At 62.9% G+C, this 14,189-nt stretch carries 15 protein-coding genes; 10 read left to right on the top strand and 5 right to left on the bottom strand.

Going from position 1 to position 14,189, the window contains the following annotated elements:
• The first annotated feature begins 85 nt into the window (after window positions 1-85).
• A complete protein-coding gene (locus BQ8794_RS17970; RefSeq protein WP_077379869.1) occupies window positions 86-982 on the top strand; it encodes a LysR family transcriptional regulator in 897 nt (298 codons plus the stop codon).
• A gap of 24 nt (window positions 983-1,006) precedes the next feature.
• Here BQ8794_RS17970 and BQ8794_RS17965 read toward each other — a convergent pair whose 3' ends face one another.
• Window positions 1,007-1,525, bottom strand: a complete 519-nt coding sequence (locus tag BQ8794_RS17965) for a methyltransferase family protein (RefSeq protein ID WP_077379867.1) — start codon at window positions 1,523-1,525, stop codon at window positions 1,007-1,009.
• A 741-nt stretch (window positions 1,526-2,266) separates the two neighbouring features.
• Window positions 2,267-4,318 (bottom strand): elongation factor G, encoded by a 2,052-nt coding sequence (locus BQ8794_RS17960; protein WP_077379865.1) that lies wholly within the window; start codon window positions 4,316-4,318, stop codon window positions 2,267-2,269.
• Window positions 4,319-4,668: 350 nt separating this feature from the next.
• Between BQ8794_RS17960 and BQ8794_RS17955 the strand changes: the two genes are divergently transcribed.
• Window positions 4,669-5,064 carry a (R)-mandelonitrile lyase gene (locus tag BQ8794_RS17955; RefSeq protein WP_077379863.1) on the top strand — a complete coding sequence of 132 codons (396 nt, stop codon included), beginning with the start codon at window positions 4,669-4,671 and terminating at the stop codon, window positions 5,062-5,064.
• Between the two features lie 59 nt (window positions 5,065-5,123).
• Here the strand turns inward: BQ8794_RS17955 and BQ8794_RS17950 are convergent, their stop codons facing one another.
• Window positions 5,124-6,326, bottom strand: a complete 1,203-nt coding sequence (locus BQ8794_RS17950) for a pyridoxal phosphate-dependent aminotransferase (RefSeq protein WP_077379861.1) — start codon at window positions 6,324-6,326, stop codon at window positions 5,124-5,126.
• 205 nt (window positions 6,327-6,531) lie between these two features.
• On the opposite strand from BQ8794_RS17950, the gene BQ8794_RS17945 reads away from it, so the two are divergent.
• The 3 genes from BQ8794_RS17945 to BQ8794_RS17935 all read left to right on the top strand — a co-directional run bounded on the left by BQ8794_RS17945 (window position 6,532) and on the right by BQ8794_RS17935 (window position 9,025).
• Window positions 6,532-7,446, top strand: coding sequence for an EAL domain-containing protein (locus BQ8794_RS17945; RefSeq protein ID WP_077379859.1), 915 nt, complete (start codon window positions 6,532-6,534; stop codon window positions 7,444-7,446).
• Window positions 7,443-8,297 carry an EAL domain-containing protein gene (locus BQ8794_RS17940; RefSeq protein ID WP_077379857.1) on the top strand — a complete coding sequence of 285 codons (855 nt, stop codon included), beginning with the start codon at window positions 7,443-7,445 and terminating at the stop codon, window positions 8,295-8,297. The genes BQ8794_RS17945 and BQ8794_RS17940 overlap by 4 nt, the downstream gene beginning before the upstream one ends.
• Before the next feature lie 116 nt (window positions 8,298-8,413).
• Window positions 8,414-9,025: a glutathione S-transferase family protein gene (locus BQ8794_RS17935; protein ID WP_077380391.1), complete on the top strand. Its 612-nt coding sequence runs from the start codon at window positions 8,414-8,416 to the stop codon at window positions 9,023-9,025.
• Window positions 9,026-9,561: 536 nt separating this feature from the next.
• Here the strand turns inward: BQ8794_RS17935 and BQ8794_RS17930 are convergent.
• Entirely contained in the window at window positions 9,562-9,774 is a 213-nt protein-coding gene (locus BQ8794_RS17930) for a cold-shock protein (RefSeq protein WP_023678332.1), read from the bottom strand.
• A 331-nt stretch (window positions 9,775-10,105) separates the two neighbouring features.
• On the opposite strand from BQ8794_RS17930, the gene BQ8794_RS17925 reads away from it, so the two are divergent.
• The gene (locus BQ8794_RS17925; protein ID WP_077380390.1) at window positions 10,106-10,432 is read left to right on the top strand and encodes a hypothetical protein; all 327 of its coding nucleotides are present in this window, start codon (window positions 10,106-10,108) and stop codon (window positions 10,430-10,432) included.
• Between the two features lie 45 nt (window positions 10,433-10,477).
• On the opposite strand, the gene BQ8794_RS17920 is transcribed toward BQ8794_RS17925, so the two are convergent.
• Window positions 10,478-11,047, bottom strand: a complete 570-nt coding sequence (locus tag BQ8794_RS17920; RefSeq protein ID WP_077380388.1) for a methylated-DNA--[protein]-cysteine S-methyltransferase — start codon at window positions 11,045-11,047, stop codon at window positions 10,478-10,480.
• Between the two features lie 180 nt (window positions 11,048-11,227).
• Between BQ8794_RS17920 and BQ8794_RS17915 the strand changes: the two genes are divergently transcribed.
• The 4 genes from BQ8794_RS17915 to BQ8794_RS17900 all read left to right on the top strand — a co-directional run bounded on the left by BQ8794_RS17915 (window position 11,228) and on the right by BQ8794_RS17900 (window position 14,087).
• Window positions 11,228-12,091: a lytic transglycosylase domain-containing protein gene (locus BQ8794_RS17915; protein WP_143744605.1), complete on the top strand. Its 864-nt coding sequence runs from the start codon at window positions 11,228-11,230 to the stop codon at window positions 12,089-12,091.
• A gap of 5 nt (window positions 12,092-12,096) precedes the next feature.
• The gene (locus BQ8794_RS17910) at window positions 12,097-12,585 is read left to right on the top strand and encodes a GNAT family N-acetyltransferase (protein WP_077379855.1); all 489 of its coding nucleotides are present in this window, start codon (window positions 12,097-12,099) and stop codon (window positions 12,583-12,585) included.
• Between the two features lie 157 nt (window positions 12,586-12,742).
• Window positions 12,743-13,189, top strand: a complete 447-nt coding sequence (locus BQ8794_RS17905; protein ID WP_077379854.1) for a lysozyme inhibitor LprI family protein — start codon at window positions 12,743-12,745, stop codon at window positions 13,187-13,189.
• 154 nt (window positions 13,190-13,343) lie between these two features.
• Window positions 13,344-14,087 (top strand): DUF899 family protein, encoded by a 744-nt coding sequence (locus BQ8794_RS17900; protein ID WP_077380387.1) that lies wholly within the window; start codon window positions 13,344-13,346, stop codon window positions 14,085-14,087.
• Window positions 14,088-14,189 lie beyond the last annotated feature (102 nt).

Raw genomic sequence — 14,189 nt, 5'->3', positions numbered from 1 at the left:
GCGGCCGAGAAAAGCCGCGCAAAAGCCTGATTTTTCATTCAGGTGCTAAAAACAGGCAAACGCCAAATAACAAGCGAGGGGCATTATGGCGTTGGACTGGGACAAGCTACGCGTGTTTCACGCTGCGGCGGAAGCTGGGTCGTTCACCCATGCCGCCGAGACACTGCATCTGTCGCAATCGGCGATCTCGCGGCAGGTCAGCGCGCTCGAACATGATGTCGGCGTGCCGCTGTTCAATCGCCATGCCCGCGGCCTGGTGCTGACCGAGCAGGGTGAGATGCTGTTCCGCACGGCGCATGACGTGCTGATGAAGCTGGAGACGATCAAGACGCGGCTGACCGAGGCCAAGGATCGGCCTTCCGGCGTGCTCAGGGTAACGACCACAGTGGGGCTCGGTGCCGGCTGGCTGACCGAGCGCGTGCAGGAATTCATCGAGCTCTATCCCGAGATCAGCCTGCAGCTGATCCTGGCGAACGAGGAACTCGACCTCACCATGCGCCGGGCGGACTGCGCGATCCGACTGCGCCAGCCGCAGCAGCCCGATCTCATACAGCGCCGCCTGTTCACCGTGCATTTCCATCTCTACGCCGCCCCTTCCTACGTCAACAAATATGGCAAGCCGGCGTCGATCGCCGAGCTGAAGAGCCATCGCATCGTCACCTTCGGCGTGCCGGTGCCGGCGCATCTGTCGGAATTGAACTGGCTGGAAACGGTCGGCGATTTCGAAGGCGGGCAAAGGGTGCCGACGCTGCAGATTAACGACATATTGTCGATCAAGCGCGCGGTACAGGGTGGCGCCGGCATCGCCATGCTGCCCGACTATGTGGTCAGCAAGGACTCAGGGCTGGTGCAGTTGCTGCCGGAGACCGAAGTGCCGTCCTTCGACACCTATTTCGCCTATCCCGATGCGATGAAGAACCAGGCGAAGCTGCACGTCTTCCGCGATTTCATCATCGCCAAGGCCCGAAGCTGGTCGTTCTAAACCTTCTGCAAATCGTCTGCGCTATCACCGCGGACGATCATCCCTCGTTGGCCGCCATGGCGTCAGGCGGGGCAGCCAGCCTGGAACAGCATGGCGGTAGGCCTCGTACTCGGCGCCATAGCGGCGGGCAAGCGTCGGTTCCTCATGGAACTTCACGAACGAGACCATGGCGACGGCGGCGACAGCGGCATAGGCGACGAGAGCCGCGCTCGAAAACAGCAGCGCCTGGCCAAGGATGATCGCCAGCACGGCCACATACATCGGATTGCGGACATGGCGGTAGATGCCGCCGACAACCAGTCGCTCGGTTGGCGCGACCGGAGCGGGCGTGCCCAGGCCCTCGAGAGCAAAACGGGCGAAGGCATGAAGCAGCAAGGCCGTTGCGACGACAATCAGTAACCAGCCGACCGCGACCAGGCCCGGCAGGGTCGACCATGGCAGACGATAGCGATCGGTCAACAGCCAGGGCAGCAATCCCGCGACCACACCGGGCGCTGCGATGAAGAACAGCGCGCTGCCGGCGATCGCCTGACGGGTCCTCATCGGGGCTTCCTTGGTCGCGATTTTCGGGCCGATGCATGGCTGCCGCAAAAATAAACGCGTGCTGCCTGATTCGCCATCATTCGTTGTTTTCTGCGTTCTGGAGCGAAAATCGGCGCTGATTGGCTATTTCACAATGATTCTTGACTGACCGCGCACCGCATTTCGCGATTCTTCTGGTCCTACGAGGCCAAGCAACGGGTTAGACCACAGCCTGTGTCATTTTGCATGCGAGTGTTGCAAAATAGATGCTTGTTTCTTGGGCATGATGAGCACATATTTGGATCATCTCCTGGGCGCGTTCTCCTCCCATTAGCGCCCTCGAGTGTTCCCCTCTGGAGGTTAGCCCTAACAGGCACTTCCAATCAACTCAGCCGGATCTTCGTTGATCCGGCTTTTTTGTATCCCGAACCTGCCGGGCTGACGCAAAGCCGACCGAAATTGTCATGTAACAGTGACATGTAACCTCAGGTAACATGTCGCAGGCGCGCAGCATCGACTAAGCAGATCATAGGACGCGGTGTGGTTCGTGCGGGAGATGGGGGCATCACTCGGACGATCCGGGCTCAGGCGGCTACCGCGTCCGAACTATTCTTCTGCTGATGCTGTCAAGCGTTGGCTGCATGTGCGGCGGGCCTGCCGTTTCGCCTCCCACGAAGACGGTCCGCAAGAGAACGGCGTCCGGATCATTTCCGGACGCCGTTTCCTTGTGTTCTGCAGCCTGACTGTCGCCAAGTTCCAGTGTCAGGCGGCCTTGCCATTGGCGTTCAACGCCTCGTCGGCCAAGCGGCCGGTGAGTTCGGCCATATGGTCGAAGCTGGCACGATAGCTGGCCACGCCCGCGGTGGCCGAACGCAGCTCGATGATCAAATCGCCGATCTCGGCCTGCGGCATGGTCGCCTCGACGACATCCCACCCCGGCCAGCCGGGCCGCGCATCGTAGCCGAGGATTTGGCCGCGCCGCTGCGGGATCAGGGCGATGATTTTCGATGTCGCGTCGGACGGCGTGACGATTTCAACCTTCATGATCGGTTCAAGCAGCACCGGCGAGCAGGCGGCCATGCCTTCCTTCATCGCCAGCTTTGCCGCCATCTGGAAGGCCATGTCCGACGAATCGACAGAATGATAGGAGCCGTCGGACAGGTTGACGGCGACGTCGACCACTGGAAAGCCGAGCGGGCCCGATTTCAGATAATCGCGCACGCCGGCCTCGACCGACTGGATATAGGTTTTCGGCACGGCGCCGCCGGTGATGGTGTCGGTGAACTGGAAACCGGAGCCGCGCGGCAGCGGCTTGATCTCGATCACCACGTCGCCGAACTGGCCATGGCCGCCCGACTGCTTCTTGTGACGGCCACGCTGCTGCGCCGCTTTGCGGATCGTCTCGCGGTAAGGCACGGCCGGCGGATGGCCCTCGACCGGAATCTGGTTCTTGCCCTCCAGCCGCTCGCGCACGACACGCAGATGCATTTCGCCATGGCCCGACAGCACGGTTTCAGCCGAATCCTGATTGTGGCGCACGCTGAGCGAGGGATCTTCTTCGGCAAGGCGATGGATGGCCGCCGACATCTTGACCTCGTCCTTGCGTTCCTTCGGTCGCAACGCAAAAGCATAGACCGGTTGCGGCGGCGTCAGCGTGATCAAGGGCTTGATGCCGCCCTTGATCGAGCTCAAGGTCTGACCGGTCGTGACCTCGTCCATCTTGCCGAGCGCGACCGTGTCGCCGGCCGGGGCCGAGGTGAGCTTGGTCTGGTCCTTGCCGAGCATTCTGTAGATGCCGGAGACCTTTGCCGTCGCGCCGTTCGAAAGGAAGAGCTCGGAGGCGTCGGCAAGCTGGCCGGACAGGATGCGCGAGATCGACAGCTTGCCGCCATGCGCGGTGTGGATGGTCTTCATCACCTGGACCACGGTCGCATTGCCGTCAGGCGCGCCGAGGCGCTTGCGTGTCGCTTCAACATCAGGCGCGTCGTGGCGGATCGTTTTTAGCAGCCGCAGCACACCATTGCCCTTCTCGGCGGTGCCGATCAGCACCGGGGTCACGGCGCCATCGCGCAAGTCGGCGGCCAGGTCGTCGAAGATGGCGTCCTTGGGCGGCTCGATTTCGTCGAGCAACTGCTCCATCAGTTGATCATCATGGTCGGCGAGCGTCTCCAGCATGGAAAAGCGCGCTTCGAGCTCGCGCGCCTTGTCGTCGCTGGGAATCTGGGCGACTTCGCTTTCGGCATATTCGCGATAGATATAGGCGCGCTCCAGCGCCAGATCGATCGAGCCGATCACCACGCCGTCCTTGCGCAGCGGGATCTGGCGCAGCAGCAAAGGCACCGAGCTCGCCGGCTGCAGCATCTTCAGCGTGTCGCGCACGCCTGATATCGCCTTGTCGACCTTGTTGAGGAACATGATGCGCGGCACGCCGAGATCGTCGAGCTTGCGCATGATCAGCTGCAGGGCAGGGATCTTCTTCTCATCGGCTTCAGCGACGACCACGGCGATGTCGCAGGCGGCCAGAACCGGCTCTGCCTCGAAGGAGAATTCGATGGAGCCGGGACAATCGACGAAGGTGAGTTGCTCGCCCTTGAAGTCGGTGGTGGCAAACGTCGCCTCAACGCTCATGGCGTGGGCGCGTGCCTCGGGCGAATGATCGGAAACGGTGTTTCCCGAGGAGACCGGATTCTGGCGGGGGATGGCGCCCGTGCGGGCCAATATGGCTTCGAGAAGTGTCGTCTTACCGCTTGCAAAGGGACCGACTATGGCAATGCATTTCGGTCCCGTGCGTCGTCCTCCGGCGCGAGTTCCCATGACTGACCTCCACTCAGGCGTTTCCCTGGGAGCGGCGGCCGGCCTGTCGACCGTCGCGGGCGGGGCTTTTTTCAGTTTGCCGCCTACCCAAAGGCATCGTCCCACGGGTTAGCCGGGAGGGCAAGTAATTTGAGATCGGAGGATCGCCGGATGTCGCGGATGTTGAGCCATGATCGGCGAGCCGTCGGGTGCGGGCCTGGGCTTCGCGTCAATCCCGTGACAGGGCCCGTCGCCGAACAGCCGCAAAAGCGGTTGCGCCATGATGGTTATCGGATGAAAATGCCCCTTCCTGCGACAAAAAGGAGCGGTCGTCGCCGACCGATCCGCCATCAGCTTGAGGTCTCGCGACGATGAAGATCATTGCTTGCGGCAGCGTGCCGACCGTCATTGCGCCGGAAAAGTACTTCACCGGCCGCGTGTGGCAGACGCCGATCATCGAGAAGGAAGCGCCGGCGCGGCTACGCGCCATCATGGTCGGTTTCGAGCCCGGCGCACGTACCCACTGGCATACGCATCCGCTGGGCCAGACGCTCTATGTCGTGTCAGGCGCCGGCCTAGCGCAAAGCTGGGGCGAGCCGATACAGGCAATCAGGGCCGGCGATGTCATCTCGTTTGCGCCTGACGAAAAGCATTGGCACGGCGCCGGTCCAAAATCGGCGATGGCCCATATCGCCATGCAGGAGGCGCTCGACGGCGTCCATGCCGACTGGCTGGAGAAGGTGACAGACGAGCAGTATGGCGGCTGAGGCTTTTGAGCCCACCAAACCCGATTGCGAGTCGGGTTTGGTGTTCGAGATGCGCCTGATCAGGTCAGCGAGGCGGTGAAGCGCTGGATGCGCGAGCAGGCCTCTTCGAGCAACGCCTCCGACGTGGCATAGGAGATGCGGAAGTTCGGGCCGAGGCCGAATGCCGAACCGAACACGACCGCCACGCCCTCGGCCTCGAGCAGTTCCGAGCAGAAGGCTTCGTCGCTGTCGATCAGCTTGCCGGCTTTGGTCTTCTTGCCGATCAACTGGGAACAGGACGGATAGACGTAGAAAGCCCCTTCGGGAGACGGACATGTGATGCCGCGCGCCTGATTGAGCATCGACACGACGAGATCGCGGCGAGCCTGGAAGATCGCCTTGTTTTTCGCAATGAAATCCTGCGGACCGTTCAGCGCCTCCACCGATGCCCACTGGGCAATGGTGCAGGCGCCGGAGGTCTGCTGGCCCTGGATCATGTCCATCGCCTTGATCAGCGCCACCGGCCCGGCCGCATAGCCAATGCGCCAGCCAGTCATCGCATAAGCCTTCGACACGCCGTTCATGGTCAGCGTGCGCTCATAAAGCTTCGGCTCGACCTCGGCGATGGTCGTGAAGACGAAATCGCCGTAGATCAGGTGCTCGTACATGTCGTCGGTCAGCACCCAGACATTGGGGTGTTCGAGCAGCACGTCGGCCAGCGCGCGCAACTCAGCCTCGCTGTAGGCGGCGCCCGACGGGTTCGACGGCGAGTTCATCAACAGCCATTTGGTGCGCGGCGTGATCGCCTTTTGCAACGCCGCCGCCGTCAGCTTGAAGCCGTTGTCGATGGAAGTGTCGGCAAATGCCGGGGTGCCGCCGCAGATCGCTACCATCTCGGGATAGCTGACCCAGTACGGCCTCGGAATGATGACCTCGTCGCCGGGGTTCAGCGTCGCCATGAAGGCATTGAACAGGATCTGCTTGCCGCCGGTGCCGACGATGGTCTGCTCCGGCCGGTAATCGAGATTGTTCTCTCGCTTGAATTTTTTGGCGATTGCCTCGCGCAGCGGCACGATGCCGGAAACTGGTGGATATTTCGTTTCGCCGCGGCGGATGGCCTCGATCGCAGCGTTCTTGATGTTGTCCGGCGTGTCGAAGTCGGGTTCGCCGGCACCCAGCCCGATCACGTCACGGCCGGCGTTTTTCAGCTCGCGCGCTTTCTGCGTCACTGCGATGGTCGCGGAAGGCTTTACGCGGGAAAGGGCGTCGGCAAGAAAGGCCATGACGGCGTTGTCTCCTGTAGGGCCAGGCGGTCCGTCCGACCGCGGCGTCTCTCATGTCGCATCATCCCGCCAAGCGCAAGCATTGTCGGATGAGCCAGACCTCAAATCCCCGGCAAATCCGGCAACAATAAATTCACTTACACGCGGTAAAACTCCGGTTGGCTGGATCACGACCCATTCCACCAGTCTCGCAACGGGAGGAACCGTGTCGCGCAGCATCGGGCTTGCCCATATCGTCCGTCACGACGACGGCACCGCTAGCGGTGTCTGGGGCAATTATACGCTGCAAAGCGCCTTCCAGCCGATTTTTGCCTTCAGCAACGGCAAATTGTCCATCACCGGATTCGAGGGCCTGATCCGGCCGTTCCGCGACGCCGAGCTGCAATCGCCGGTGAGTTTTTTCAACGCCTGTCCGACGGTCGACCGCCTGCATATCGAGGCGCTGACAAGGACGCTGCACCTTTTGAACGCCGGCGCCTGCCTGCCGCAGGAGGCATTCATTTTCATCAACTTCGATCCGTCGGTGTTCACCGATCGCAGCATCGCCGACCAGGCGCTGCGCGACATGCGGCTGGTGCTGCATGAGGCCGGGATCGATGCGAACCGCGTCGTCTGCGAGGTGACCGAGCAAAAATCGGCGTCGCAGGAAACGCTCTACAATTTCGTCGAGGCGCTCAGGGCCAACGGGTTTCGCATCGCCGTCGACGACTACGGCGCCGAGGAGTCCGACATCAACCGGATCAAGGAGCTCAGGCCTGACATCGTCAAATTCGACGCCAACTGGATCATGCAACTGATGGAGTCCGGCGCCGGCTTCGCGCTGCTGACCGCCATGGTGGCAAGTTTCGAACAGCAAGGCATCCGCACCGTGTTCGAGGGCATCGAGGAGGGCTGGCAGCTTGAACTGGCCGAGAAATCGGGAGCCTCGATGGTGCAGGGATTCGCGCTGGCGCGCCCGGAGCTTGCACCGACCAGCTTTCACGTCTTCGGCAACGAAAGCCAAGTCTTCGGCAAGGAAAGGCAGACGCCGGTGACAGCGCCTGACGCCGGCGAGGCGCCAGCGACCGTCTCGCCTTCGCCGCGGCCGAAACGGGCTTTCGGGCGCAAGGTGGTGCCGTGACCGGGCGGCCCGACAGGCGGCGCAATGTCGGCGAGGCAATCTTTGCCGACGAAGTCGGGATCGAATATGGCGTCTATGGCGCGTTCCGGCTGAGGAGCGCCTACCAGCCGATCTTTGCGCCGCGTGGCAGGTTTTTGAAGGCCGTCGCCGTCGAAGGCCTGATCGAGCCGCACCGCGCCGGCAGGCCGGTCGCGCCGCGCGTATTCTTCGCGGGCATCCCCGTGGCGGATCGCCTGTTCGTCGAGACGATGTGCCGGGTGCTGCATCTCAGGAATTTCCGCAACATCGGCGTCGGCGGGCTCGACCTGTTCTTCAACTACAATCCGCTGATCAATGATGACCCCCGGTGGGCGCTGGCAGAAATCAGGCTAATGACCAGGCGTCTCGCCGAGTTCGACCTGCACCCCGGCATGCTGGTCTGCGAGATCACCGAGCAGGCGGCCGAAGACAAGGTGCTCGTCAGCCTGGCGCGCGAGATGCGGCGTGACGGCATCCGCATCGCCATCGACGATTTCGGCACCGGGCATTCGACGGAAGAACGGGTCGCCCTTGTCCAGCCCGACATCGTAAAGATCGACGGCACCTGGTTCGGGGAATTCTGCCGCCATGCCGCCGCCGAACGGTTTTTCCGGCCGCTGGTCTCGGCGCTGCATGACCGCGGCGCCAAGGTGCTGGTCGAAGGCATCGAGCAAGCCACGCATCTGCGCGTCGCGCTGGACGGCGGCGTCGACCTGATGCAGGGATTTTACCTTGCCCGGCCGGCGCTGGCCGGCACGGTCTTCGATGAGGAGCCGCTGCTCATCGACAGGCTGCTTGGCATGGCCAACAACGTCGTGCCGTTGTTTGGGTGATCTATCAGCAGCGCTGATGGTTGCGCCAAAACAAATCACTGGATGAAGCCGCCGCTGCCGGGATAATTGCCGGTAAAGACGGCTCCGCCGAGGGGGGAGCGGCGATGGGAGCACCAATGACCATACTCTATGGAATGATCGACAGCGGCAATTGCTACAAGCCGCGCCTGTTGATGGCCAAGCTCGGCATCCCTTTCACCAATGTCGAAGTCAGCTCGCACACCGGCGACACGCGCAAGCCAGACTATGTCGCCAAGAACCCGAACGCCATGGTGCCGCTGCTCGAGCTCGACGACGGCCGGCGGCTTGCCGAATCCAATGCCATTCTGCTCTATCTCGCCGAAGGCACGCGGTTGCTGCCGGCCGACAAATACGAACGGGCACTGGCCTACCAATGGCTGTTCTTCGAGCAATACAGCCACGAACCCTATATCGCGGTGCGCAAGGCGCTGCTGACCTTTCCCGAACGGGCCAAGGACGCGACACCGGAACGGCTGGCGGTTACGCTGGAGCGCGGCAACAAGGCGCTCGGCGTGATGAACAAGCATCTGGCGGGCAGTGCGTTCTTTGCCGGCGAGGCGTTGAGCGTCGCCGACATCGCGCTCTACGCCTATACGCATACGGCCGAGATGGGCGGTTTTCAACTCGACGCCTACCCGGCGGTGGCGGCCTGGCTGAAACGGGTCGAGACTGATCCTGGGCATGTGCCGATGGAGTGGCTGGGTTGAGTTACCAGTCCATCGGAGACGTTGCCCGGCATGGAAAGAGCAGCTGTCCAACTGTTCGTTAGCACAGTTCTCCGATGTTCCGAGCGACGTCGACGGTTGGCGAAATCTTCGGCGAAAGCGTCCTTCTCCCCGTCACTATACGGGGAGAAGATGGCGGCAGCCAGATGAGGGGCGGCGCCAGCCTCTATCGCAATGTCGTGCTTGGCTCTGCGATGGGTAGCTAATCCTGATGCGTCGCGCTGCCCCTCATCGCCCTGCCGGGCACTTCTCCCCGTATAGTGACAGGGAGAAGGACGCCGCCAGCGCCGGTTTCGCCAATTGTCGGCGTCTAAAATCCGGATAGCAAAAAGGCGGGACAAAATCCCGCCTTCCCATGCTTGGTAGCCTGATCGGGAGCGCTTTGGCCGGGCCGGCAGCAATCTGCTGCTTCGGCTTGTCGGTTCTTTCCGCTCCGGCGCGCTTCTCGCGCGACCGTCAGTACATCCGTGACTTGCCGCGCGCCCCGAGCTATCGCCCGGCGCGCGCCATTCGCAAAATCAGGCTGCCTTGCTCAGAGATCCAGCGGACGACTTGCCAGTGCGGCGGTCCTGCTCGATCTCGAAGTTGATCTTCTGGCCTTCGACCAGGGTCGACAGCCCAGCGCGCTCGACTGCGGAGATGTGGACGAAAACGTCCGCGCCGCCGCTGTCAGGCTGGATGAAGCCGAAACCCTTGGTGGAATTAAACCACTTGACCGTACCTGTTGCCATTTCGATAGTCCTTATACGTTTGCTTTAGCTTGACTGAACCGAAGTCCAGCCGGTTTGTATCGAGATTTTGGAGATAGACGTCAGCAAACGCGAATATCGCGAGGCCCGGATCGATCGGCCGAAATATCAATGGACCTCATATAGCCCGCTTCTCCGCAAAAAACAAGACTGCACGAAAAAAGGCGCTGATGCGGCGCTGCCCAATGGCCGCCCCAATCGCGTGAAAGCGTTGCAACGTCTGGCGTTGCGCCGGGTCGCATGGCCTATCGCGCACGCTGCGGGGAAGCATCGTGCCGCCTCCGAGCGTCCGGTCCTGTTTGGGGAGAGGACCATGAAAACTGTCCTGTTTGCCGCCTGCCTGACGCTGGTCGCCGCCGAGGCGCAGGCGATCTCGCGCTATGACCCGAGCCGCATGAGCTGCGGCACGGTGCGCGCGACGATTGCACGGGAAGGCGCCGTCATCCTGCGTTATCAGTCGACGCGCACGCCGGGGCTGCCGTTCTACGACCGTTATGTGCGGAGCCAGAGTTTCTGTGACATGGGCGAGGTCAGGGCACGCGCTTCGGTGCCGAGCGCCGATACCAACTCCTGCATCGTCTACAAGTGCAAGCGCGTGGAAACAGACCGGCATTTCCGCCGGCGCATCTTTCCGAACTAGGTCTTCGAGATCTGCGCCGAGGTGTGTCGAGATTCAGGTCACACCCTAGAAGCCGAATGAAACCTGCGCCGGCGGCGGCGGACCGACGCGCACGCCTTCGATCGCCAGCATCTTCTCCTTGGTGGTCGAGCCGCCCGGCGCTGAAAAACCGCCGATCTTGCCGCCGGCGGCAAGAATGCGGTGGCAAGGGATGACCAGCGGCACCGGGTTGGCGCCGAGCGCGGCGCCCGTCTCTCGCGCCAGCCCGGCATGGCCGGCGCGCTTGGCCAGTTCGCCATAGGTGGTGGTTTCGCCGAAGGCGAGCTTGCGCGCCGCGTCGTAGATTGCGAGGCGGAAATCGTCGACACCGGTGAGATCGACCGGCACACCGGAGAAATCCACGTCCTCGCCGGCGGCATAGGCCTTTATCGACGCGATCAGCTCGGCAACCCATTGCGGTCGGGCGCTCGAAGCGGCGTTGCCGGCATGGCGCAGCAGCCGCCGTTCCACCGCGTCGCGGCTGCGCTGGGGCAAGCAGAGCCGGGTCAATCCGACATCGCTCCAGGCGATGCCCATGAAGCCGATCACGGTTTCGAAGACCGCGTGGCCGGCGATGGCTTGAGAGGTGCTTTCCATGATGTGCTCCTTTCCGAAGGAACGAATGGCAATCCAGTACATATCGAGAACGAGATATCGCATTTTCAGGGGTCTGTTGCCACCCGAAAACCATTCGAGATCCCAACTGGCTGCGGATTGCCGGAGGAAAGCCGCTGGTGTAAGGACTTCTTAACAGACGAACCGGACCCCGAGCGCGGCTTGCCAGCAAAAATCATCTTTCCCGCGATCGGCGTGATGCTCGCTGCGGCCGGTCTCAGCGGCTGCACTTCGACCGCGCAGACCAAGGCCGTGCCTTCCCTGACTGAAACCGCCGCAGCTGGTAGCGATGCCGGCTATGCGCTGGCGCTGCCCGACACGGTTTCGGTGCTGTCGGAATCGTCCGGCGTCACGCCCGTCCAGACCTCGGCGCTGGCCGTCGATCCCGCCGCGACGCCTGCCCAGCCAGCCGCCTTTGCCGGCCCGACCCCGTTGGCCGCAACTGCACCTGCAGCCATGACTGCCGATGCCGCGCCAGCCGGCACAGCGCCTGTCTATGCGACCGCCGCCGTAGCGATGCCGGTCACCGGCGAGACAGGCAAGACGATGCCCGGCGTTCAGCAGGCCGCCTACATCGTGCCCGGGAATCAGTCTGCCCTGCTTTCGACCAGCCCTGCCAAAGAGTATTCCGCGGGACCGCGCGGCGAGATCGAGCGGCTGATCGAGAAATATGCCGTCCTCTATCAGGTTCCGGCCGATCTGGTGCGCCGCGTCGTCAAGCGCGAGAGCACCTTCAATCCCAAGGCCTACAATCGCGGCCATTGGGGGCTGATGCAGATCAAGCATGCGACGGCGCGCGGCATGGGCTATGACGGGCCGGCGAGCGGGTTGTTCGATGCCGAGACCAATCTGAAATATGCGGTGAAATATTTGCGCGGCGCCTGGCTGGTGGCCGGCGGCAACGCCAAGCGCGCCGATCGGCTCTACCAGAGCGGCTATTATTACGACGCCAAGCGCAAGGGCATGCTGGAACAAACCGGCCTAGGCCGCGACCGCAGTCGGCGTCGCCTCCAGCCCGATGCCTGAACGCCATGCCTGAGCCGCGCCCGCCGGCGCCGAACGACATAAGGCTGCGCAAGATCCTCGATGACACGCTTGCCCCGCCGCGCTGGCCGGAAGGTTTTGTCATGCGCGGTTTTGAGGCCGCCGACGCGCTCGCTTTGCATGCGCTGCTGACCACCGTCTTCGACGATGGCGCCGACGGGCCGTTCGACGAATGGTGGCCGCGCATTTCAAGCGACGCGGAATTCGACCCTTGCTTGTGTTTCCTGGTTATCGACAGCAAGGGTCGGCTGGCGGGGGCGGCACTGTGCTGGACGAGAGCGTTCGTCAAAGACCTTGCCGTCCACCCCGAGGCGCGCGGCCGAGGCATCGCCGAGGCGCTGATGTGGCACGTCTTCACCGCCTTTCACGCACGGGGCGCTGCGCATGTCGATCTCAAAACCAACACGGTTGAGAATGCTGCCGCCGTCAGGCTTTACGAGCGGCTGGGGATGTTCGAAGTCGACTGGGCGGGGTGAGGAGCGGTTGGCGAAGTCGATCAGCGAGCATTGTGCGGAAACGAAGTGTCCACCAAGGCGGCAGGCTGCATCTTGCCGGCAACCGTTCGGAAGTTAAGCTGCGATCCTGCGGCTTTCGTGCCGCGGGCGGGGTCTCGACCGAAACCGGAGAAACACGATGCGGCTTTTACATTTCAAAACCGGTCCGGCCAAAACCGGTCTGGCCAAAACCGGTCTGGTGATCCTCGCCCTTCCGCTTCTTGCGGGCGTCGCGCGTGCCGACGATTGCGCCGACGCACAGGACCAGGCGGCCATGAACGAATGCGCCGGCAAGTCGTTCACCGAAGCCGACAAGAAGCTCAACCACGCCTACAGGCAGATCGAGGGCCGGCTGCAGGACGACGCTGCGACGAAGAACCTGCTGGTCGGCGCGCAGCGCGCCTGGGTCGCGTTTCGCGATGCCGAATGCGCATTCCAGGGCGGCCCGCCCGATATGGCAGGCAGCATGTATCCGATGGTCATCGCCGGCTGCAAGGAGAGCCTCACCAACATCAGGCTGAAGGACTTTCAGGGCTATCTCAACTGCCAGGAGGGCGATACGAACTGCCCAGTGCCACCGCAGTAGCCTCTGTCGCTAGCGAAGGCGGAGCCGTTAAGGCCTTATCGCCGGGCTAGGCGTGAAAAATGTCGGAACCCTGCTTCGCGATGCGTCCTTAAGAGGCAAGGCGCGTCGCCGTGTACGGGGCGCGCGGCCACAAGCACGGCTGATGGAGACGACGATGATCACCTTTCCCAATGAATCCGCTGAATATCGTGCCGCCCGCGAAACCCTCTTGCAGAAGGAGATCGAGCTGCGCCGCGTCATGGAGGATGTGGCGGTCGCCCGCCGTGGGCTGCCGCCGGGCGGGCTGGTGCCTGAGGACTATGTGTTCGACGGGCTTGGCGACGATGGCAAGCCGGCCCGGATAAAACTGTCTGAGCTGTTTTCGCCTGGCAAGGACACGCTGATCGTCTACTCGATGATGTTTCCGCGCCACCCGCAGGAGACGCGCGACGTGGCAACAAGCGGCGGCACGGCCAAGCTCGCGCGAGCCGACCAGCCATGCCCGTCCTGCACGGCGCTGCTCGACCAGCTCGACGGCGCCACTGCCCATCTCGAGGCCGCCGGCTTCAATTTCGCCGTGGTGGGTAAGACCGCGCTTGAAAACCTGATCACGCTTGGCCGCGATCGCGGCTGGACGAACATGCGGCTGCTCTCGTCGGCCGGCAACAGCTTCAAGCGCGACTACCACGCCGAGGCCGACGACGGCGCGCAACTTCCGATGCTGTCGGTGTTCCATCGCGACGCCGACGGCATCCGCCATTTCTGGAGTTCGGAGCTTGGCTTCGCGCCGTCCGAACCCGGCCAGGATCCGCGCGCCGTCGGCACTTGCGAGCCCTTGTGGAACCTGATGGATTTCACGCCGGAGGGCCGGCCGAACTGGGACGAGCAGTTGCAGTATAACGGCGTGTGCTGCCACTGAGTGGGCCTTCCCTTCTCCCCTTTGGAGAAGGGTGGGCGCTCCAATCTCCGCGCAACCTCACTGCATCTACCGCGTTGGGCCTCGGAGGACACCAATAGGGAG

Source organism: Mesorhizobium prunaredense (assembly GCF_900156895.1).
Lineage (GTDB): Bacteria > Pseudomonadota > Alphaproteobacteria > Rhizobiales > Rhizobiaceae > Mesorhizobium > Mesorhizobium prunaredense.
Note: the sequence above shows the minus strand (reverse complement) of the source record. Positions and strands in the feature narration are given on the sequence as shown.

Bases quoted from the DNA above. Each gene is read 5' to 3' on its own strand.
- BQ8794_RS17970 (WP_077379869.1), top strand. From the start codon at position 86: ATGGCGTTGGACTGGGACAAGCTACGCGTGTTTCACGCTGCGGCGGAA.
- BQ8794_RS17925 (WP_077380390.1), top strand. From the start codon at position 10,106: ATGAAAACTGTCCTGTTTGCCGCCTGCCTGACGCTGGTCGCCGCCGAG.
- BQ8794_RS17955 (WP_077379863.1), top strand. From the start codon at position 4,669: ATGAAGATCATTGCTTGCGGCAGCGTGCCGACCGTCATTGCGCCGGAA.
- BQ8794_RS17910 (WP_077379855.1), top strand. From the start codon at position 12,097: ATGCCTGAGCCGCGCCCGCCGGCGCCGAACGACATAAGGCTGCGCAAG.
- BQ8794_RS17920 (WP_077380388.1), bottom strand. From the start codon at position 11,047: ATGGAAAGCACCTCTCAAGCCATCGCCGGCCACGCGGTCTTCGAAACC.
- BQ8794_RS17935 (WP_077380391.1), top strand. From the start codon at position 8,414: ATGACCATACTCTATGGAATGATCGACAGCGGCAATTGCTACAAGCCG.
- BQ8794_RS17950 (WP_077379861.1), bottom strand. From the start codon at position 6,326: ATGGCCTTTCTTGCCGACGCCCTTTCCCGCGTAAAGCCTTCCGCGACC.
- BQ8794_RS17930 (WP_023678332.1), bottom strand. From the start codon at position 9,774: ATGGCAACAGGTACGGTCAAGTGGTTTAATTCCACCAAGGGTTTCGGC.
- BQ8794_RS17900 (WP_077380387.1), top strand. From the start codon at position 13,344: ATGATCACCTTTCCCAATGAATCCGCTGAATATCGTGCCGCCCGCGAA.
- BQ8794_RS17965 (WP_077379867.1), bottom strand. From the start codon at position 1,525: ATGAGGACCCGTCAGGCGATCGCCGGCAGCGCGCTGTTCTTCATCGCA.
- BQ8794_RS17960 (WP_077379865.1), bottom strand. From the start codon at position 4,318: ATGGGAACTCGCGCCGGAGGACGACGCACGGGACCGAAATGCATTGCC.
- BQ8794_RS17905 (WP_077379854.1), top strand. From the start codon at position 12,743: ATGCGGCTTTTACATTTCAAAACCGGTCCGGCCAAAACCGGTCTGGCC.